The organism is Reyranella sp. (genome assembly GCF_965229815.1).
Lineage (GTDB): Bacteria > Pseudomonadota > Alphaproteobacteria > Reyranellales > Reyranellaceae > Reyranella.
This window is the reverse complement of record NZ_CBDDJN010000006.1, coordinates 2,923,456-2,941,975: the sequence shown is the minus strand read 5'-3', so window position 1 is coordinate 2,941,975 and position 18,520 is coordinate 2,923,456. Positions and strand designations below refer to the sequence as shown.

The window sequence follows — 18,520 nt, the reverse complement described above, 5'->3', positions numbered from 1 at the left end:
ATCTGTCGGTCATCCCGCGCGGCCCCCGAGCGGATAGCCGAGCCGGGTGATCAGGTCTCCGTGCTGTCGCTCGAAGGCGTCGACCTCGGCGGCGGACAGGAAGTCGCGCCACTTCGAGAGCGCGCGGGAATGAATGTGGCGGTTCTCCGCGACCGCGGCGTCGCTCATCCGGGCGACGTCGTGCGGGCGCGCCAGCTCAATGGCCTGGGCGCACTCGTCCTCGGTGAATCCGACATGCCTGAAGACCGTGCCGAGCACGGCGTCGAAATCGGCCGTCAACGCTTCGAGCTGCACTTCCAGCAGGTCGGGCGTGTCCAGTCGCCAGCCCCGCATGGCGTCGAGCGTGCAGCCGGTGTAGCCGGCGAGCTCGAAGGCGAGGCCGGCCTCGCGATCGCGTTCGAGCAGATTGTCCTGGTAGGACTTGCCACCCAGGCCGGCCAGGTAGGCGCTCTTCCAGCTCTCGGGGTAGTGCTCGACGGAGTAGTCGACGCGCGGATAGGTGATGGGAGAGCTGACGTCGAAGTCCGTGTTGGTGCACCACTCCTCCCGGCAGCGGCGGTGGTAGAGGTACCCGGACACCCAGATGTCGCGCGGGTCGCGGACGATGCGTACCGCGCGGAACGGCCGACCGGCGAAGTCGGGACCGACCAGCGAGTGGCCGAGGAGAACGATGTCCACGGCGGGATCGACCTTCTCCACCCGGCCGAAATGCAGGGCAACCGTCAGGTCGAAGCGTGCCGCGACGGCACGCAGGACCTTCTCGAACAGGACCGTGCCGGTCTTGTGATAGGTGAACACGAGGATCTGCGGACGCAGAGCCACCTCCTGTGCTGGGCTCCGGCCGGACCTTAGCCGGGTGCCGTCCGGGACGGTAGCCCGTTGCCTCGCGCTGTCGTCGCCGGTCGTCGCTCGTCTTTGCCGGACGGGTCCATTAGACTGGGGCGCCTGTCGAGTTGCGGCCGGACAGGCAGCGAATGTCTCGGGGGAGCATCGTGCGCGCGTCAGTGCTGATGACGGTATTCAACGGCCAGACCTACGTGCAGACCGCCGTCGCAAGCGCATTGGCTCAGGCCGCCGAGGAATTCGAGGTCGTGGTCATCGATGACGGATCGACCGACGACACGCCGCGGATCCTCGGCGATTTCCGCGATCCGCGCCTGCGGGTCGTCCACGGTGGCCGGTTGGGACGCGCCAGGGCGCTCAACCTCGGCATCGAGACCTGCGCCTCGCCCTACGTTGCGGTCCTGGATGCCGACGACGTGGCACTCCCCCACCGGCTTCGGGAGCAGGTCGCCTTTCTCGATGGCAACGACGAGGTTGCGCTCGTGGGATCGCGCTACCGTCCCTTCATCGACGGCGACGGAAAGGCGATCGGGGAGGACCTGCTTCCGCTCGACTACGCGGCGATCGTGCGCGACCTGAAGGAATACAGATGCCCCCTGTTCCACAGCTCCGTGATGTTCCGGAAAGAACGGGTGCGCGCGGTCGGAGGCTACGACGAAAGCCTGGCCTCCAACGAGGACTGGGATCTCTACGTGAGGCTGGCGCTGGCGGCCCGCGTTCCGATCGCCAACATCGACGCGAGACTGTCCCTGAAGCGCCTCCATCGCCACCAGTTTTTCTGGGGGGAAGAGGGCATCGAGTTCACGCCGGCCGGCCGGGACGCCGAACGGACGGTGAGGCGCCGCATCGCCGAGCTGGGCGGTGCCGCGTCGCCCGCCGGCTGAGGCCGCCTTCGGGGTCGGGGGGGGGATTTCACACCTTGCCATCCTGCCTGCTGATCGAGTGCTGTCCCTATCACTGGGAAGTCTTTCCCGCCTGGGTGAACCTGCTCGGCGAATTCGGCTACGCGGTGGATATCGCCTGCCCGGACACGCCCGGGCATCTCGAGACCCTGGCGATGCTCGGGATCCGACGATTGCCGGTCGAGCGCCTGGGGGACATCCCCTTCGACCGCTACGACCTGGTGGTGATCGGCACCCTGATGCACGTGGGCTACAACCGGCTCGACATGTTCCGGCCGCTGCCGGGGCTGGAGCTGGTGGAACGGACGGGCCGGCCGTCGATCAGCGTCGTGCACGATCCCGTCCAGTGGGCCGGACGCCGCCCGGAGGCGAGCTTCGACGGCCGGCACGCCGCCGGCTGGGGAACGCTCAATCTCTTTCCCGACGGCACGTTCTACTGGCAGGGCCGGCTGCGCCGGAAGCGCCGCTGGATGCGGAAGGGCAGCCGTCTGGTCCTGTGGGAGGACGGGCGCCGGCTGGTCTTCGCCAGCACCGACCGCGGCGCGACCTATCGGGGGCCGAACGGCATGGCGCTGCGCCGCCGCCCGCCCGTGCGCACCGACCTGGCCCGCCATACGCGCTCGGGGCGGCATGCGATCCTCACCTTCTCGCGCCAGGCCGCCGAGGCTCTTCGGCCACGCTGCCCCGGCGTTTCCTGGATCGTGCCGTTCGTGCCTCACGACGGGCCGGCGCCGCCGCCGCCGCCCGACGAGTTCGTCTTCGCGGGATCGATCGACTACCGGAGCAAGGCCGTCTCCTCGCTTCTCAGCGCCTGCGCGCACCTGGCGCCGGGCGAAAGCGTGCTCGTCCTCGGCGGCAGCCGATATGCCACTGCCGATCCCAACATGGCGCGCCTGATCCGGGACCTCGCGGCCTGCGGCCTCGAGGACAGGGTCCGCTTCACCGGCTACCTGTCCTACGGCGACTTCGTCGACCGGCTGCGCCGAAGCCGGTTTCTGCTGCCCCTTGTCGACGACCGCATCTCAGCCGGGGACTATCGGACGCGGACGCCGGCTGCGATCCCCCTGTCGCTCGGCCTCGGCGTTCCGATGATCGTCCACGAGGCGATCGCCCGACGGTTCGATCTCGGCTTCATGGTCTGCTATCCGGGCGAGGATCTCGCCGCCGGCCTCGCCGCCGCCCGGACCCTGAGCGAGGCGGCCTACGCACAGCTCCGCGAACGCACGCAGGAAGCGGCGCGACGCCAGGCGGCGCACAATCGCGAGACCCTGTGCGGCATCCTGAGCCGGATCCTGACATGACGCCGTTGCCGTCTGCCTCTCGCCCGGGGACGGGCAGCCGATGAGGATCGCGAAGCGGCTCGTCCAGCATCACCGCAACCAGCGGCTCCTGCGCGATTACCTGTCGCGGACGGCGGCGCCGAAGCTTCACGTCGGATGCGGCAGGCACATCCTCCCAGGATGGCTGAACGCCGATACCTACATCCAGGACCCCGCGCTTCCCGTCTACTGGTTCGACGCCTCGCGGAGCTTCCCGTTCGCGGACGAGACGTTCGAGTACGTCTTCAGCGAGCACATGATCGAGCACATTTCCCATGCGGCCGGCCTCCGCATGCTGCGCGAATGCCGGCGGGTGCTGAAGCCCGGGGGCGTGCTTCGGGTCTCCACGCCCGATCTCGATTTCCTGCTCGACCTTCGCCGGCCGGACAAGTCTCCGCTGCAGGAGGCCTACATTCGCTGGGCCGCCGAAACGAACACGCCGGGCATTCCCGATCCGACCAACGTGACCTTCCTGATCAACAATTTCGTGCGGGATTGGGGACACACCTTCATCTACGACGAGAAGACCCTCGTTCAGTCTCTGCGGCTCGCCGGATTCTCCGACCTGCGGAAGTGCGGCCTGCAGGAGAGTTCCGTCGACTGCCTGCGCGACCTCGAGAACGAAGGGCGCATGCCGGCGGGCTTCCTGCGACTGGAATCGATGGTGTTCGAGGTCACAAAATAGAGGGCCGCCGGCGGCCCTGCGGCCGACGGCGACCGGCGAGGGCTGGGATCATGAAGAAGCGCCGACTGGGCCACAGCACGCTGGAGTTCCTGCCGATCGCGCTCGGCGGCAGCGTGTTCGGCTGGACGATCGACGAGGCGATGACCCATCGGCTCCTCGATGCGTTCGTCGATGCCGGCTTCTCGCTGGTGGAGACGGCCGAGAGCTACACCTACTGGGCGCCGAACAGCGAATGGGGCCGGTCGGAAACCTTCATCGGCACCTGGCTGAGGAGGAACCCCGGCAAGCGGGAAAGGCTTCAGATCGCCACGAAATGCACCGTCCTCTCGCGGGACCGCCTGAGGTCCTCGGTCGAGAATTCGCTCGCGCGTCTCGGCACCGACTATATCGACCTCTTCCAGTCGCACCGGGACGATCACGAGGTGCCGCTGGAGGAGACGCTCTCGACCTATGGCGCGCTGATCAGGGAAGGCAAGATCCGCCACATCGGCGCGTCCAACCATGACGCGGCCCGGCTGGCGGAGGCCGCCAGGATCGCCGCCGAGAACGGCTTGCCCGCCTACCAGAGCCTGCAGCCGCACTACAACCTGCTCGAGCGGCCGTTGTTCGAAGGCGCCCTGGAGGAGGAATGCCGACGCCAGGGGATCGGCGTCATTCCCTACTATCCGCTGGCCGCCGGCTTCCTCACGGGCAAGTACCGGTCGGACACCGATTTCGGCAAGAGCGTCCGGGGGTCCAGCCAGACCGTCCGCAAGTATGCGACCGACCGGGGTTTCGGCATCCTGAAGGCGGTCGACGCGGCGGCCCGGAAGCATGGAGCGAGCAGCGCCACGGTGGCGCTCGCCTGGCTGCTCCATCGGCCGTCGATCACCGCGCCGATCGTGAGCGCCACGAACCTGGATCAGCTCGGGGAGGTGCTGGCGGCGCCGCGGCTGACGCTCGACGAGGAATCGCTGGCCGCGCTCGACGAAGCCAGCGCGCCGTAGCCGAAGGGACGGGACATGAAGACCACGATCGAGCCCCGCGACCGGACGGACGAGTGGATTGCCCGCGTCGTTCCGGGCAAGTCGTTCATGGACATCGGCGGCATCGGCCACAGGGCCACCAACGAACGCGTCACCTTCGCCCACCGGGTGGGCGCCCGGTCCTGCGCGATGGCGGACATCATGCCCACCACCTACTTCGAATGGGACCTCTTCCGCCAGAAGTGCGCGCTGCTGGGACTGCCCGCCTTCAGGGAAGTGGGGGACCTGGACATACGCTCGCGGGAGAGCCTGACGCGCCTGGGACAGGTGGACGTCGTGTACAGCACCGGCATCCTCTACCACCTCGCGTCCCCGCCGGATGCGTTATGGGCGCTTCGCGCCATCGTCGGCGAGCATCTGATCACCAACACGATCACGTTTCCGGGCAAGGTGACCAACGAGTTCGGCACCGTGGCGCTGCCCGATTGCGGCGTCGTGTTCCTGCCGGCGATGACCGAGGCCGAGCGCAGGGTGATCGGCAAGCACTACCAGGACAGGTTCGGCGCACATCCCGGCTGGAAGGACATCGACCACATGTCGCCGCGGCCCGACCACCGCGAGGCCCCGCAGTACGTGGAAGACGGCGAGCTGAGCTGCGGCCCGAACTGGTTCTTCTACAGCGACAACGCCTTCCGGGCCCTGCTGCGCGTCTGCCGCTTCGAGATCCTGGACGAGTACAAGTGGCGCGATCACACGCTCCAGCTTCTCTGCCGGCCGGTCCCGTGAGGCCGGCCGTCAGGTCCGCAGCGGCCCGACCGACCAGTATCGTCCGTGGTCGAAAGCCGACTGGCCCTGCTCGCCGACCAGCAGGATCGACCAGTACCAGCAGGGTCCTCCCGACGGCCCGTCGAGCTCGGCGTCATCGAGAGTCCGGCCGACCGCCTGCGCGCGTTCTCTCGTGTGCGCCTTCGCCTCTTCGACGGTGAAGCGATAGCCGCGGCGTGCCGCGAACGACACGGCGGTCGCAAGCAGGAATCCGTTGGACGCTCCGGCCTGCACGGCCTCGGCCTCGGCACGAAGGGCCGCATTCGATTTCAGATCGGTCGCGAAGCGCTCGATCTCCTGCCGGCTCATCGCCTCGTCTCCTGCTGCATCGAGGGCCAGTTTCGAGGGCGGGGCGGCAAACTTCAACGTCCATCGAGTGGCTGGACCTCGGCGCGGGACCGTTGTCGCGCCGAGGGGCCGGCGACATAATCGCGTCGGCCCATCGAACGGCCGCGTGGGGAGCCGCCCGATGGCTGGTGCCGAGATCGAAGCGACGATCAACTATCACGACCGGCGGGAGGCCGAGCCGGATGGGACCGCCGTCCTCGACCTGTCGGACTACTCGAAGACCAACTTCGTGCTCGATCCGCGGCCGGTGGCGGTCCGCGACGGACGGCTGGCCGATCCGCCGCTCTCGCTCGACCGCAACGGGGTCGTGCTGCTGCGCCGGCCGACGGCGATGACGGATTTCTTCGACCAGACCGAGGTCGAGACAGTCTATGTCCCGGAGATCCAGGCGATGCTGCGGGAGGTGATCGGCGCTGACGAGGTGCTGGTGTTCGGCCCGGTCCTGCGGTCGGACGATCCCGCCGTGCTGGCGCGCGGCCGCGGGCCCGGCGCGGCGCGCGACTACGGCCGGGGCGGCCCCGCCATCAGCGCCGGCGCCCATGTCGACTTCGACGAGGCGGGCATCCGGGCCCATATCGGCGAGCTCGCGCCGGATCGCGCGGAAGAGCTGCTTCGGCGGCGCTTCGTCAGCGTCAACGTCTGGCGTCCGATCGCACCGATCGAGCGCATGCCGCTCGCCGTATGCGACGCCGCGAGCGTCGACGACGGCGACTTCATTCCCATGGAGACGCGCTATTCGGTCGGCGCGACGATCCTGTCCAAGGGCGGCTACAACCTCGCCTACAATCCGGCGCACTGCTGGTACCGGTTCCCGCGCATGCAGCCGGACGAGGTGCTGATCTTCAAGATCTGCGATTCCCGGCGCTCGGGCGCGCGCTTCACGCCTCACGCAGCCTTTGCCGACCCGACCAGCGGCCCCGACGCGGCGCCGCGCCAGAGCTTCGAAATCCGGACAATCTGCTTCCCGGCCTGACGCCCCGCGGCGGCGCCGAGACGGCCGTAGGACCGTTACAGAAGCTGGCGTTGGACCAGCCGGCGGAACGCGCCGTCGTGGCCCACCAGCTCGTCGAACGTTCCGGTTTCCGCGACCCGCCCCTTCTCAAGGACCACGATGCGATCGGCGCCGCGAATGGTGCTCAGCCGGTGGGCGATGATGACGCGCGTCGCGTTCATCGCCGCCAGGCTGCGGCCGACGATCGCCTGGGTACGGTTGTCGAGTGCGCTGGTCGCCTGGTCGAAGAAGATCACGCGGGGGCGGTTGACCAGTGCGCGCGCGATCATCACGCGCTGCCGCTGGCCGCCCGAGAGCTGCCCGCCACCCTCGGTGACGAGCGTGTCGAGGCCCAGCGGCATGGCGGCGATGTCTCGTTCGAGGCCGGCCAGCCGCGTGGCTTCCATCACCTGCTCGCGGTCCATCGGTGCGCTGCCCGCGATGTTCTCGAAGATCGTTCCCGGCACCAGGCCGGCCGTCTCCAGCACGGTGCCGATCTGGCGGCGGACGAGGCGCAGGTCGAGCGTCTCGAGATCCTTGTCGTCGAAGAAGACGCTGCCGCGGTCCGGAGTCTCGAAGCCGAGGAGCAGGCGCAGGAGCGTGGACTTGCCCGAGCCCGATGGCCCGACGATCGCCACGCTCTCGCCCGGGCGGGCCTCGAAGTCGATGCCCTCGAGCGTCCAGGGCCCGTCCTTGTCGTAGCGAAAGGACAGGTTCCGGACGGCGACGTGGCCCTTCAGGGGGCCGGGATCGGCGCGCCTGTCGTCGACCTCGAGGGGGGCCTCGAAGACCGGCCGGATACGGGCGAAGAGCGGCACCGCCGAGATCGCGAGATTGAGCGAGGAGGCGAGGTTGAGGATGGCGGCGGTGAACTGGGCGAAGGCGCTGTTGAAGGCCGCGAACGCCGCGACCTCGACGAGATGGTCGCCGCCCGCCGCGATCGCGAAGACGCAGAGCGTGCCCAGGATGGGCAGGCTGGTCGAGGTGACGATCTGCCAGGAGCCGACCAGTCCGGAGCGGCCGTCGAGGGCGCGCTGCTCGGCAAAGGCGCTCGACCAGCGCGAGAAGGCGCGCAGCTCGGCGGCGGCCACGCGCAGCTTCGCGATGCCGCCCAGGATCTCCATCAGCAGGCCGGTGACGACGCCCTTGCGCTCCAGGACCAGCCGGTCGAGACGCATCTTCCGGCGGCCGAGGAAGAACAGGAAGGCTGCGGCCACCAGCGTGTAGAGGAGGGCGAAGGCGGCCAGCGAGGCGTCGTAGATCAGCATGACGCCGAGGTTCGCCACCGAGAAGACGCCGCCGATCAGAGCGTTGAGGGTCGTGCCGGCGACGATGCGGCGGATCGTGTCGATCCCGAGGATGCGCATCGTGAGATCGCCGACGGAATAGCCTCGGAAGAACGACGTCCGCAGGCGCATCACGCGGTCCCAGACCGCCGGCTGGAGGCGTCGGTCGATGTAGGATCCGAGCCGGGTCATGGCGACCGCCCGCACGATCTGGAACCCGACATTGCCGATCGAGGCCGCCACCATCAGGATCATCATGTCGCCCAGCAGCGATGTCCGGCCGTCGGGAACCGCGAAGCCCAGCACCGCCCCGGTGGCGACCGGGACCAGGAGGCTCGAGAGCACCGCGGCCGCCGCGCCGACCATCAGCCGGGCGATGTCGCCCCGCGCGCCGAACGCGGTGAACTGCCAGATCTGGCGCGGCGTGACGCGATCGGGGAGCACCGGATAGACCATGTAGCCGCGCGGCAGCAGCGTGGCGGCCACCGCCTGGTCGATGACGGTCTCGGCCCGCGTCTGGGGGTCGACGAGACGCCAGCGCCGGCGCCTCCAGACGACCGGCCGCGGCCGCTCGCCGGCCGCCTCGATGGCCAGGAAGGAAGGCCCTTCCTCCTTCCACCAGTCGCTGTCCAGGGCGATCGGACGGAACCTGAACCCGCTGCCGTTGGCGAACCGCTCCAGGCGATCGATCACCGACGCGGTACGATCGTCGTCCTGGGGAAGATGGAGATCGAAGCCTTCCTGTTCGGCGATGATCTTGAGCGCGCCGGTCAGCGGGTCCGGGATCCCGCCCGCGGTCGCGGTCGCGACGGGCGCGGGACGCAGGGCCGCCGCGTCGCTCAGGCGTTGCAGGGCGAGGGAGACCTCGGTCTGGTCGCGGGCCAGGCGCTCTTCGGCTCGCCGGGCCATGGCCGCGTCGTCCTCGAGCAGCGAAGCGGCGATGCGGACGGCCAGCACCGAAGACGGTGCGCCCAGTGTCGCCGGGGCGCATTCGGCGAGGAGCGATGCCGACGTGAGCGCGCGGACCGCGCCGGCCTCGATCGCCTCGACCAGGATCTGGTCCGCGAGGACGAGGAGGGACTGGGCCGCCGACGGTGCATTCCCGGCCATCGCCGGGTAGCGCAGCAGGGGCGATTGCGCCCGCAGCCAGACGACCTCGCGCGCCGTGACCACGGCGCCTGCCTCCAGGGTCCGGTCCTCGCCCGCGACCATCAGGGCGGCGTCGCTGCCGCTGCGGGCGAATCCCGGCCAGGACAGCAGGGCGCCGTGCCAGGCGTCGAGGGCGGCCGCGTCGAGAGGGCCGGGTGCGAGCATGGCTTCGGCGTCCGGCGCGCCCTGCTCGACCAGCACGAACGACACGCCGGGGGCCGCGACGGCGAAGACGGCCGCGCCCGCCGGCAGCTCCGCCACGAAATGCCGCCGGCCGGCCGTGCCGTCGGCGTCGACGACGATCGCATAGAGCCGCGAGGCCCGCGCCAGGCGCGCCGGGGCGGCGAGCGTCGCGAGCTCCACGGACCGCGTCACGATGCCGGGGAAGTCCGGCGTGTTCATGTCGCGAGCTCGGCGTGGATCAGGCGCGCGTAGGCGCCGGCCTGCGCCATCAGCGAGGCGTGGTTCCCGCGCTCGACCACCTTGCCGCGCTCGAGCACGATGATCTCGTCGCAGTCGCGGATCGTGCTCAGGCGATGGGCCACGAGGATGCAGGTCATGCCGCGACGGCGCACCGCCGTGAGGATCTCGTGCTCGCTCGCGGCATCGAGGGCGGCGGTCGCCTCGTCGAGCACCAGGACGGCCGGTTCGCGGACCAGGGCGCGCGCGATCTCGACGCGCTGGCGCTGGCCGCCGTTGAGGTTGCGGCCGCCTTCCTCGATGATTCCCTGGAAGCTTCCGGAGAGATTCTGGACCGCGGAGGTCAGGCCCGCATCGTCGACGGCCGCGACCAGGCGGCCGTGCTCGACGGTGTCGTCCCACAGGGTGACGTTGTCGTGCACCGTGCCGCTGAACAGGCGGATGTCCTGGTCGACCGACGCGACGATGTTGGACAGGCGTTCGCGTCCCCAGGAGCGCAGGCTGTAGCCGTCGATCAGGATCTGCCCTTCCTGCGGCTCGAACAGGCCCGTGACGAGCTTGCCCAGCGTGGACTTGCCGCTGCCGGACTCGCCCACCAGCGCCACCCACTGCCCGGCCTCGGCTTCGAGATGGAAATCCTCGATCAGCGGCGGCCCCGAGCTGCTGTAGCCGAAGCTCACGCCGTGCAGGGACAGGCGACCGGCGGCCCGTGCGCCGGGCGGCGCCTCCGGTTCCTCGGTGAAGCGCCAGTCGCGCTTGTGGTGCAGCACGTCGTCGAGCCGCGACAGGTCGGCCGAGGCCTGCTGTACCTTGCCGGCGACGCCGACCAGGTCCTGGATCGGCGCCGAGAAGGTGATCAGCAGGCCCTGGAAGGCGACGAGCATGCCGATGCTCAGATGCCCGTCGATCACGCGCAGCGCGCCGACGCCCAGCACGGCGGCGGACGTCAGGCTGAGCAGCATGGCCGGCAGCAGGGATATGGCGCCCTGCAGCATCGCCAGCCTCTGCTCGGAATTGATGGCGTGGGCGTGGTAGCCGCCCCACTTCGAGAAGAAGGCGTCCTCCCCGGCGGTCGCCTTGAGCGTCTCCATCGCCTGCAGGCCGACCGCGGATGTCGAGAAGAGCTTGCCCTGCTCGGTCTGCAGGCGGAGCGCGATGTCCGACAGCGAACGACGGAGCACCTGAAGGCCGACGATGTTGAGGGCGGCTCCGCCGAGCACGATTGCGGCCAGGACCGTATCGTAGAAGATCATCACGGTGCCCAGAAAGGCCGCCGTCAGGCAGCCGGCGGCCGTGTTGCCGAAGTCGCGGGCGAGGAGGGTGGCCACCCTGTCGTTCGCCTCGACCCGGCTCGCGAGATCTCCCGTGAAACGCTGGGAGAAGAAGGAGATGGGGAGGCTGAGCACGTGCCAGGCGAACTTCGCCGACTGTTCCAGGGCGAGCCGCAGCTCGAGGCGCAGCAGGGAGACGCCCTGCAGCCAGCGCAGGGCGATGTTGATCACCGCCGTGGCGCCCAGCCCGATCAGCATCGGGCCGAGCCAGCCCTCGAACTGGCGGATCAGGATATTGTCGACGAACACGGCGGTCATGGCCGGGACGATCAGGCCGGGAAGCACCAGCATGAGGCTGATCCAGGCGATGAAGCCGATCGTGCCGCTCAGCCCCTGCAGGCGGCGGCCCAGCTTGGCCGCCAGGCCGGGTTCGGCGCCGCCGCGGCGGAAGGTGGCCCCCTTGCGGAACCGCAGGGAGACGCCCCTGAAACCGTCGCCGAACTCCTTGCGGGCCACGTCGCGCGGACCGGTCGCGGGGTCGTTCAGGTGCACCTTGCTTCCGGAGGTGCCCTCGACCACGACGAACTGATCGACGTTCCACGGCACGATCACCGGGAAGGGGCCACGCAGGACCTCCTCCGCCTGCCGGTTCTCGCTGACCGTCTCGAGGCCGTAGCCTTTCGCCGCCCGGATGAGATCCTCGGGCTTGCTGCCTTCGCGCGAGGCGCCGCAGGCGGCGCGCAGCTCCTCGAGCGGCACGCGCCTTCCGTGATAGGCGAGCACGATGCCGAGCGCGGCCGCGCCGGACTCCACCGCCTCCATCTGGAAGACGGTTGGCGTTCGGACCCGGCGCTTCCAGAAGAGGAGCCGCAGCGTCATCCCTCGATGCTGAGCAGCTTGCGCAGCGCCGGAATGATCAGGGTGATCGGTCTTACCCGCTCGACGATGATGTCGACGGTGGCGACGGAGCCGGCCGTGATCTTGTAGGGAGGCCCGGTCCCGCTCCACCATTCGAAGCCGCTGGGATTGTCCCTGGTGGGGAACAGCTCGATGGAGGCGAGCAGCGCCGGCTCGTCGCCGAACAGGTTCTTGGTGAGCTGGTCGTTGTGGACGATCTGGTCGACATGCTCGAGGGAGACGTCCTCGTCGGAGACGGCGGTCACGCGCCCCTTCATCGAGCCGTATTCTTCCTTCTTGATGCTGTCGGGCACGATGTGCGCCTCCATGCCCGGCGCCGCCCGCTTTCGCGTCTTGCCCCTCAGCAGGGCCATCACGTGGAAGTCGGTCTGCCGGTCCGGCCCGACCGTGGCCACGACGGATCCGGCGGCGGCGACGTCGCCCCGGCCGCGGCGGATCTCGCGGATGATGCCGCTGATCGGCGACCTGATGAACGAGCCGACCTCCATCTCGACGCGCAGGCGATCGACGCCGGCCTTCCTGAGATCGATCTCGGCCTGCTTCTGCCGCTCGACGTCGGCAAGCGTGTCGCGCTTGGTGGCCGCCGCCAGCTCGACCTCCACCTTCCTCGCCCTGGCGTTGGCCAGCTCGAGTGCGGTCAGGTCGTACTGCTCCTGCTTGGCGATGAATTCGCTCTGGGAGATCATGCCCCGGCCGCGCAGGCCGCTGTAGGCGGCGACGAGCTCGCGCAGCCGGTCGCGGCGCACCTCGTTGGCGGCAACCTGCTCGGCGATCGCCGCCAGCTGGCGCTCGGCGGCCTCGTCGCTGCTGGCGATCTGCGCGGAATTGGCCGTCCGCAGCAGGGCGAGATTCGCCTCCAGTCGCTCGACCTCCGCCAGGGCGCTCTCGATGCGGGTGAGCAGCAGCTTCTGCTCGATGATGGCGATCGGCTGGCCGGCGACGACGTGGTCTCCCGGCTTCACGAGCATCTCGACCACGGGGCCCGCGGCGATCGCGGCAATGGAGAAGTTTCCTTCCTGATCCGACAGGACCACGCCACGCCCGATGACCCGCGTCGGGATCGATCCGAACACCGCCCAGATCAGCGCGGCGACGCAGACGATGGCGGTCGAGGCGGCGAGCAGGCGCGTGGCCGGCGGAATCACCCGGATGCGCTGGTCGAACTGGTCGGAAGTGTTGAGGCCCTTGAGCGCCGGCTCCTTGAACCGTCCCGAGACGCCCTTGCCGGCCGCCGGGCGCGCCGCCGCCGCCGCATCGCTCATGGATTGCTTCCGCTCGTGGATTGGAGCGCCATCGTTCCCGCTCGCCCGCCGCCCTGTGGTTGGTCAGAAATGCCGGCTCTGCCGATGCCATCTGCAATTTTGCTTCGCCGCACTATGCCGCCGCGCCGATGGCTCCACAATCGTCTTTCCCCGAACCGGCGTGCGTGTCGGCCGGACTGAAATCGGTTGCCGCCCTGTCCCGAGTGTCCCCGAGCGCCTATTGTAGCTGGGTGACGTTCGCGCCGAGAGGAGGACGATCGTGAGAAAGCTGTTCCTGGCCATCGCCGCGGCGGCAGTCTGCGCTCTTCCCGCGGGCGCCGAGACGCCGGACAAGACGACGCTCGCCTTCGTCACCAACAGCAGCACCAATTTCTGGCGCCCGGCGGAGGCCGGCGTCCGCAAGGCGCAGAGCGAACTGCCGAACTACAGGCTCGTCTTCCGGTATCTGAAGGAGCCGACGGTCGCCGCGCAGACGCGCCTGCTCGACGAGCTCGTCGGGGCAGGGGTCTCCGGCATCGTCGTCAGTCCCGTCGACACCAAGGACATGGTCGGCACACTCGACCGCATCGCCGGGCAGGCCACCCTGTTCACCACCGACAGCGACGCTCCCAGCAGCAAGCGGGTCGCCTACTTCGGATCGTCGAATGTCCAGGCCGGCAAGCAGGCCGGCCAGTTGCTGCGCAGGGCACTGCCGGGCGGCGGCAAGTGCATGGGCTTCATCGGCCTGCTGCGGGTCGAGAATGCGGCCGATCGCATCGCCGGGGTCCGGGAGGCGCTGAAAGGGTCGAACGTCGAGCTGGTCGACGTGCTCGCGGACGATTTCGACCACGCCCGCGCCCGGAGCAACGTCGCGGACACGCTGGCCCGGCCCGACATCAACTGCATGGTCGGCTTCTACGACTACAACGCGCCGATCATCCTCGACGCGGTGCGGGCGGCGGGCCAGCTCGGGCGCGTCAGGATCGTGGCCTTCGACGAGGACCCGGTCACCCTGGGCGGGGTGAAGGACGGAACGATCGTCGGCACCGTCGTGCAGCAGGCCTACGAATGGGGCTATCTCGGCATGACCGCGCTGGCCCGCTACATGGAGGGCCGCAAGTCCGCCATCCCGCCCGACGGGCGGGTCATCCTGCCGACGCGCATCATCGACAAGGACAATGTCGACGCCTACTGGACGGGACTGAAGGCCATGCTGTGCTGCCTGCCGCCGGCGCGGGAAACGCGGCGCTGACGCAGCCGAGGCTCACCGCGATGCGGTGCGGAGCCTCGCCGCGTCGAAGGCGGGCAGGCGGCCCGGCGCGAACGGGCTGAGGTCGACGCGGCTCGTCCGGCCGTCGATCATCAGCTCGGCCATCGCCTCGCCGGTGGCCGGCGCGTTCAGCATGCCCCAGACGCTGTGCCCGGTCGCCACATAGGCGCCGGGAACGCCCGGCACCGCGCCGATCAGCGGCAGGCCGTCATCGGTGACCGGCCGGAAGCAGGCCTGGCGCCTCACGATCTCGGCGCCGGCGAGGGCGGGCGAGATCGAGCGGCACAGCGTCTCGAGTCGGGCGTGGGCGCCCGCGTCGGGGCCGACGGCGGCGGGATCGAGCGGCAGGGACGCGGTGCTCGAGACGGCGCACGCCCAGGTCGTGCCGTCGGCCCGGGGGAAGATCTCGGGTGTCAGGAGCTCGCCGCCGGTTTCCCGGTATTCGAGGAACAGCGCCTCCGGAGGAAGGGGCTGCGCGGTCCGGAAGACGAGGCTGTGGCCCTTGAAGCCGTACACGGCCGGCAGGGGCAACCAGAGCGTCGCCAGGATCGACCACGGGCCCATGGCGATCACCACCGCGTCGCCGTCGACGGTCTCGCCGTCCTCCAGCCGGACGCCGCTTACGGTCCCGTCGTCGTCGCGCACGAGATCGACGACCGTTCCCGGGCGCAGGACGGCGCCGTGATAGCCGGCGGCCTGGAGGAGGCCCGCCGTGAAGGAATGCGGCTCGACCAGCGCCGTGGTGTCCGTCGAACCGATCTCGCCGGAAAGCGCGACACCCGCCGACAGCCACGACAAGGGTCCGTCACCTCCGCCCTCATTGCGGGCGTGGGCGTGGCCCGCGAACGTGGTGAGGCGGCGATAGCCCCAGGGATTGCCCAACGTGTCGGCGAGTTCGGCATGGAGCTGGAAGCTGCGTCGCGCGAGGCGATCCAGCGGCGTGCCGCGGCACCAGTCGAACGCCAGGAAGCCGCCCGACTTGCCGGAAGCCGCGCCCGCCACCGCGTGCCGCTCGACGACGGTGCAGTGCGCGCCGCGGCGGCTGGCGAACAGGGCGATCGCGCAGCCGATGGCGCCTCCGCCGCAGATGACGATGCGCCGGGTGCCGGCCATCAGATCGCGCGCGGCGCGGCGCCGGGATCGAGCGCGCGGCCGACATACTCGTCGGCGGTCGGCTGGTAGAGCTCCCACAGGAAACGCAGCTCCTCGAGCGGCCGGGGGCTCAGATCCACGCGCAGGTCGACATAGGCGAAGCTCTCGCGGTGCATGACCAGCAGGGCCGCCGACTTCACCTGCTTCAGCTCGCCGCCGGCCGCATTGCCCGCCTCGATGGCGCGCAGCAGGCGCTCCGGCAGCGGCTGATCGCCGTGCTCCTCGAAGCTCTCGATCATGGCGTCGACGACGGCGGTGGTGCGCAGGATGTTGCCCGCGGCCACGCAATCGTGGCCGACCCGGCCCTTGTGCACCGACGCGATCATCGCCCCGTTGAGGAACGCAGCGCGGCCACCGGCATCGATCACCGCGAGCTGTCGCCAGCCCAGCCCGTCTTCCTGGGCCTCGAGGGCCCGCACGGCCTCTTCGGGCGACTGGCCGCCGCGCAGCCGTTCGAGCAGCCGGGGGCCGAGGCGGGGGTCGGTGCGGTGCTGCGTCAGGACGGCGCCGACCCCTGCCTCGGCCCAGGCGCAGCGGCTGCCGACCGCCATGGACGAGGTGGTGACGACGGCACCCAGCATGCCCGAGCGGGGGCAACGGCCGGCGATGGAGTAGGTCATGGCGGTTTCCTCGAGCGTGTTGCCGTCCTAAACCGCTTGTACCGGACCCGCCGCCTCGGAGCGAACCGTGAAAATGCCGCCGCAGACCCAGCCTCCCGACGATGCCGACCGGCGCCGCGCGGCGCCCGCGATCGTCTGCTACGCCGTCGACAGGGTCCCACCCTGCGACCTCGCGCTCTACCGGTCGGCACGCGAGGGCATGACCCGGATCGCCGAGACGATCGTGCCGCCGCGCGAGGCGCGCACCTTCGAGGTGCCGGCCGGGCACTTCTTCCGCATCGTCAGCATCGAGGGGCCGCAGGTCGGCGACCTCAACCTGTGGAACGCAAGCGATCTCTCCGAGCGCTTCTTCAGCGGCAAGACGCGGGCGCTGCACGCCACCCATGTCGGCACCGGCGATCGCCTGTGGAGCAGCCTGCCGCATCTGCGGCCGCTGGCGACGATCACGCACGACACGCTCGACTGGTACGGCTGGGACGCCGACGGCGCCGGCGTGCACGACGTCATCGGCACGCGCTGCGATCCCTACACCCAGCGCCTGCTGGGCGGTGACGACTACCATCACTGCTGCCATTCCAACCTGACCCGCGCGCTGGCCGACCATCGCGGCCTGCCGCTCGCCGAGGCCGAGCCGCATGTCCACGACGTGCTGAACGTGTTCATGTGCACGGGCTTCACGCGCGACGCGCATCGCTACTTCATGAAGGCGAGCCCGGTGCGGCCCGGCGACTTCCTCGAACTGTTCGCCGAGATCGACCTGCTCGGCGCGCTGTCGGCCTGCCCGGGCGGCGACTGCGGCTCGAGCCATTCCAGCGACGCCGCACGCTGCCATCCGCTCAAGGTCGAGATCTACCGGCCGCGGGAGGGCGCGCTGGCGGCTTGGCGGCCGCCGGAGCGCAACGCCTACGCGCGCTCGCACGGCCGCTGACCGGAGCAGGGGTGGCCTTTCGGCCCTCGATGCGGTCGCCGCCATAGGGGTTGTCGGGCTGCCGCCGATGGTCCGAAATGGGAGGGTCGATGCGGCCGCCCCTTCTTCCGCGCCTTCTCGTGCCACGCCTGCCGTTCTTCTACGGCTGGATCGTGCTGGCCTGCATCTGCCTGGCCGGCTTCGCGCGTCAGGGGCCGGCGGTGGCCGTCCTCTCGGTGTTCGTCGTGCCGATGACCGATACGTTTGGCTGGTCGCGGACCGAGATGGCCGGGGCGGTGTCGCTGGGCGGCGTGCTCGCCGCCTTCGTGTCGCCGGCCCTCGGACCGATCCTCGACCGGCGCGGTGCCCGCCTGATCCTCTGCCTCGCCGTGCTCAGCACCGGCCTCGCCACCATGGCGCTCTCGCTCACCCAGTCGCTGCTGGTCTTCTATCTGCTGTTCTGCTTCGCGCGCATGGTCTGGGCGGGGCCGTTCGAGCTCGGCCTCTACGGCGCGATCAACAACTGGTTCGTGGCGCGTCGCGCCCGCGCGACGTCGATCGCCACCCTGGCGCAGATGTCCGGGCTGGTCGCCCTCCCCATCATCGCCCAGCTCGCCATGCACGACGGCGACTGGCGGCGCGGCTGGATCGCCATCGGCATCACGGTGCTGGCCGTCGGCTTCCTGCCGGTGTGGCTCTTCCTCGTGCGCCGGCCGGAGGATGTCGGCCTGGTGCCGGACAGGCTGTCGGCCGCCGCAGCGGCCGCGGCCGCGCCCGAGCCGCGCTACAGCCGGGCCGAGGCCATGCGGACCCGCGCCTTCTGGCTGCTCTCGCTCTACACCGTGCTGGTCTTCCCCGTTCAGGCCGGGGTCAGCCTGCACCAGGCGCCGCACCTGATCGAGGTCGGCCTCTCGCCGATGGTCGCGGCGACCGTGATCGGCTTCTTCTCGGCCATGTCCTCGGTGGCGAGCTTCGGCATCGGCTTCCTGCCGCGTCGCTGGCCCGTGCGCTTCGCCCTGTCGGGCGCTGCGGCCCTGCTGGCATTGGGGACAGCGGGACTTGTCGGTGTCGCTGCCGCCATCCCTGCCTATCTGTTCGCCGGTCTGTTCGGGCTCGGCATCGGCGGCATCATGACCTTGCTGCCGATGGCCTGGGCCGACTATTTCGGCCGTGAGAGCTACGGCGCGATCCGCGGCGTGGCGCTGTCGATGCAGGTGATCGCCCAGGCCACCGGCCCGCTCGCCTCAGGCGCGCTGCGCGATCTCACCGCCGACTACACGGCCTCGCTCGTCCTGTTCGCGGCGCTGGCCGCGCTGGCGATCGCCGCGGCGCTGGCGGCGCGTCCGCACGCACCGGCGTCGACCGCTTCCGCCTAGAAAATGCCTTGTTCGCGCCGCGCCTCGTCGCG

16 protein-coding genes are annotated in these 18,520 nt (G+C 70.0%); 9 read left to right on the top strand and 7 right to left on the bottom strand.

What is annotated here, in order from left to right; translation table 11 throughout:
• Positions 1–9: 9 nt before the first annotated feature.
• Entirely contained in the window at positions 10–822 is an 813-nt protein-coding gene (locus tag ACO073_RS25490; protein ID WP_422001460.1) for a hypothetical protein, read from the bottom strand.
• 131 nt (positions 823–953) lie between these two features.
• On the opposite strand from ACO073_RS25490, the gene ACO073_RS25485 reads away from it, so the two are divergent.
• Genes ACO073_RS25485 through ACO073_RS25465 form a run of 5 tightly spaced genes read left to right on the top strand, consistent with a single transcriptional unit; the run spans position 954 to position 5,500 of the window.
• Positions 954–1,727, top strand: a complete 774-nt coding sequence (locus tag ACO073_RS25485; protein ID WP_422001458.1) for a glycosyltransferase family 2 protein — start codon at positions 954–956, stop codon at positions 1,725–1,727.
• 35 nt (positions 1,728–1,762) lie between these two features.
• The gene (locus tag ACO073_RS25480; protein ID WP_422001456.1) at positions 1,763–3,046 is read left to right on the top strand and encodes a hypothetical protein; all 1,284 of its coding nucleotides are present in this window, start codon (positions 1,763–1,765) and stop codon (positions 3,044–3,046) included.
• 40 nt (positions 3,047–3,086) lie between these two features.
• Positions 3,087–3,749 (top strand): class I SAM-dependent methyltransferase, encoded by a 663-nt coding sequence (locus ACO073_RS25475; protein WP_422001454.1) that lies wholly within the window; start codon positions 3,087–3,089, stop codon positions 3,747–3,749.
• A gap of 50 nt (positions 3,750–3,799) precedes the next feature.
• Entirely contained in the window at positions 3,800–4,735 is a 936-nt protein-coding gene (locus ACO073_RS25470; protein WP_422001453.1) for an aldo/keto reductase, read from the top strand.
• Positions 4,736–4,750: 15 nt separating this feature from the next.
• The gene (locus ACO073_RS25465) at positions 4,751–5,500 is read left to right on the top strand and encodes a hypothetical protein (protein WP_422001451.1); all 750 of its coding nucleotides are present in this window, start codon (positions 4,751–4,753) and stop codon (positions 5,498–5,500) included.
• A 9-nt stretch (positions 5,501–5,509) separates the two neighbouring features.
• On the opposite strand, the gene ACO073_RS25460 is transcribed toward ACO073_RS25465, so the two are convergent.
• Entirely contained in the window at positions 5,510–5,848 is a 339-nt protein-coding gene (locus ACO073_RS25460) for a Nif11-like leader peptide family natural product precursor (RefSeq protein ID WP_422001449.1), read from the bottom strand.
• A 160-nt stretch (positions 5,849–6,008) separates the two neighbouring features.
• Here ACO073_RS25460 and ACO073_RS25455 point away from each other — a divergent pair, with 160 nt between their 5' ends.
• Positions 6,009–6,860 carry a CmcJ/NvfI family oxidoreductase gene (locus ACO073_RS25455; protein WP_422001447.1) on the top strand — a complete coding sequence of 284 codons (852 nt, stop codon included), beginning with the start codon at positions 6,009–6,011 and terminating at the stop codon, positions 6,858–6,860.
• Between the two features lie 35 nt (positions 6,861–6,895).
• Here the strand turns inward: ACO073_RS25455 and ACO073_RS25450 are convergent, their stop codons facing one another.
• The 3 genes from ACO073_RS25450 to ACO073_RS25440 are packed head-to-tail and all read right to left on the bottom strand — an operon-like array spanning position 6,896 to position 13,184.
• A complete protein-coding gene (locus ACO073_RS25450; RefSeq protein ID WP_422001445.1) occupies positions 6,896–9,715 on the bottom strand; it encodes an NHLP bacteriocin export ABC transporter permease/ATPase subunit in 2,820 nt (939 codons plus the stop codon).
• Positions 9,712–11,883: an NHLP family bacteriocin export ABC transporter peptidase/permease/ATPase subunit gene (locus ACO073_RS25445; protein WP_422001443.1), complete on the bottom strand. Its 2,172-nt coding sequence runs from the start codon at positions 11,881–11,883 to the stop codon at positions 9,712–9,714. Before ACO073_RS25445 ends, ACO073_RS25450 begins: the two co-directional genes overlap by 4 nt.
• Positions 11,880–13,184 carry an NHLP bacteriocin system secretion protein gene (locus ACO073_RS25440; protein WP_422001442.1) on the bottom strand — a complete coding sequence of 435 codons (1,305 nt, stop codon included), beginning with the start codon at positions 13,182–13,184 and terminating at the stop codon, positions 11,880–11,882. The genes ACO073_RS25445 and ACO073_RS25440 overlap by 4 nt, the downstream gene beginning before the upstream one ends.
• A 259-nt stretch (positions 13,185–13,443) precedes the next feature.
• Here ACO073_RS25440 and ACO073_RS25435 point away from each other — a divergent pair, with 259 nt between their 5' ends.
• Positions 13,444–14,415 (top strand): substrate-binding domain-containing protein, encoded by a 972-nt coding sequence (locus ACO073_RS25435; protein ID WP_422001440.1) that lies wholly within the window; start codon positions 13,444–13,446, stop codon positions 14,413–14,415.
• 12 nt (positions 14,416–14,427) lie between these two features.
• Here the strand turns inward: ACO073_RS25435 and ACO073_RS25430 are convergent, their stop codons facing one another.
• Entirely contained in the window at positions 14,428–15,546 is a 1,119-nt protein-coding gene (locus ACO073_RS25430; RefSeq protein ID WP_422001438.1) for an NAD(P)/FAD-dependent oxidoreductase, read from the bottom strand.
• A complete protein-coding gene (locus tag ACO073_RS25425; RefSeq protein ID WP_422001436.1) occupies positions 15,546–16,205 on the bottom strand; it encodes a DUF1028 domain-containing protein in 660 nt (219 codons plus the stop codon). The genes ACO073_RS25430 and ACO073_RS25425 overlap by 1 nt, the downstream gene beginning before the upstream one ends.
• A 73-nt stretch (positions 16,206–16,278) precedes the next feature.
• Between ACO073_RS25425 and ACO073_RS25420 the strand changes: the two genes are divergently transcribed.
• Positions 16,279–17,133, top strand: a complete 855-nt coding sequence (locus ACO073_RS25420; RefSeq protein WP_422002213.1) for an urea carboxylase-associated family protein — start codon at positions 16,279–16,281, stop codon at positions 17,131–17,133.
• An 89-nt stretch (positions 17,134–17,222) separates the two neighbouring features.
• Positions 17,223–18,488, top strand: a complete 1,266-nt coding sequence (locus ACO073_RS25415) for an MFS transporter (RefSeq protein WP_422001435.1) — start codon at positions 17,223–17,225, stop codon at positions 18,486–18,488.
• The last annotated feature ends 32 nt before the right edge of the window (positions 18,489–18,520 follow it).

What these genes read in the sequence shown, in the direction of transcription:
- ACO073_RS25475 (WP_422001454.1), top strand. Translation starts at nt 3,087, where the DNA reads ATGAGGATCGCGAAGCGGCTCGTCCAGCATCACCGCAACCAGCGGCTC.
- ACO073_RS25430 (WP_422001438.1), bottom strand. Translation starts at nt 15,546, where the DNA reads ATGGCCGGCACCCGGCGCATCGTCATCTGCGGCGGAGGCGCCATCGGC.
- ACO073_RS25440 (WP_422001442.1), bottom strand. Translation starts at nt 13,184, where the DNA reads ATGAGCGATGCGGCGGCGGCGGCGCGCCCGGCGGCCGGCAAGGGCGTC.
- ACO073_RS25425 (WP_422001436.1), bottom strand. Translation starts at nt 16,205, where the DNA reads ATGACCTACTCCATCGCCGGCCGTTGCCCCCGCTCGGGCATGCTGGGT.
- ACO073_RS25450 (WP_422001445.1), bottom strand. Translation starts at nt 9,715, where the DNA reads ATGAACACGCCGGACTTCCCCGGCATCGTGACGCGGTCCGTGGAGCTC.
- ACO073_RS25460 (WP_422001449.1), bottom strand. Translation starts at nt 5,848, where the DNA reads ATGAGCCGGCAGGAGATCGAGCGCTTCGCGACCGATCTGAAATCGAAT.
- ACO073_RS25455 (WP_422001447.1), top strand. Translation starts at nt 6,009, where the DNA reads ATGGCTGGTGCCGAGATCGAAGCGACGATCAACTATCACGACCGGCGG.
- ACO073_RS25420 (WP_422002213.1), top strand. Translation starts at nt 16,279, where the DNA reads ATGCCGCCGCAGACCCAGCCTCCCGACGATGCCGACCGGCGCCGCGCG.
- ACO073_RS25465 (WP_422001451.1), top strand. Translation starts at nt 4,751, where the DNA reads ATGAAGACCACGATCGAGCCCCGCGACCGGACGGACGAGTGGATTGCC.
- ACO073_RS25415 (WP_422001435.1), top strand. Translation starts at nt 17,223, where the DNA reads ATGCGGCCGCCCCTTCTTCCGCGCCTTCTCGTGCCACGCCTGCCGTTC.
- ACO073_RS25470 (WP_422001453.1), top strand. Translation starts at nt 3,800, where the DNA reads ATGAAGAAGCGCCGACTGGGCCACAGCACGCTGGAGTTCCTGCCGATC.
- ACO073_RS25445 (WP_422001443.1), bottom strand. Translation starts at nt 11,883, where the DNA reads ATGACGCTGCGGCTCCTCTTCTGGAAGCGCCGGGTCCGAACGCCAACC.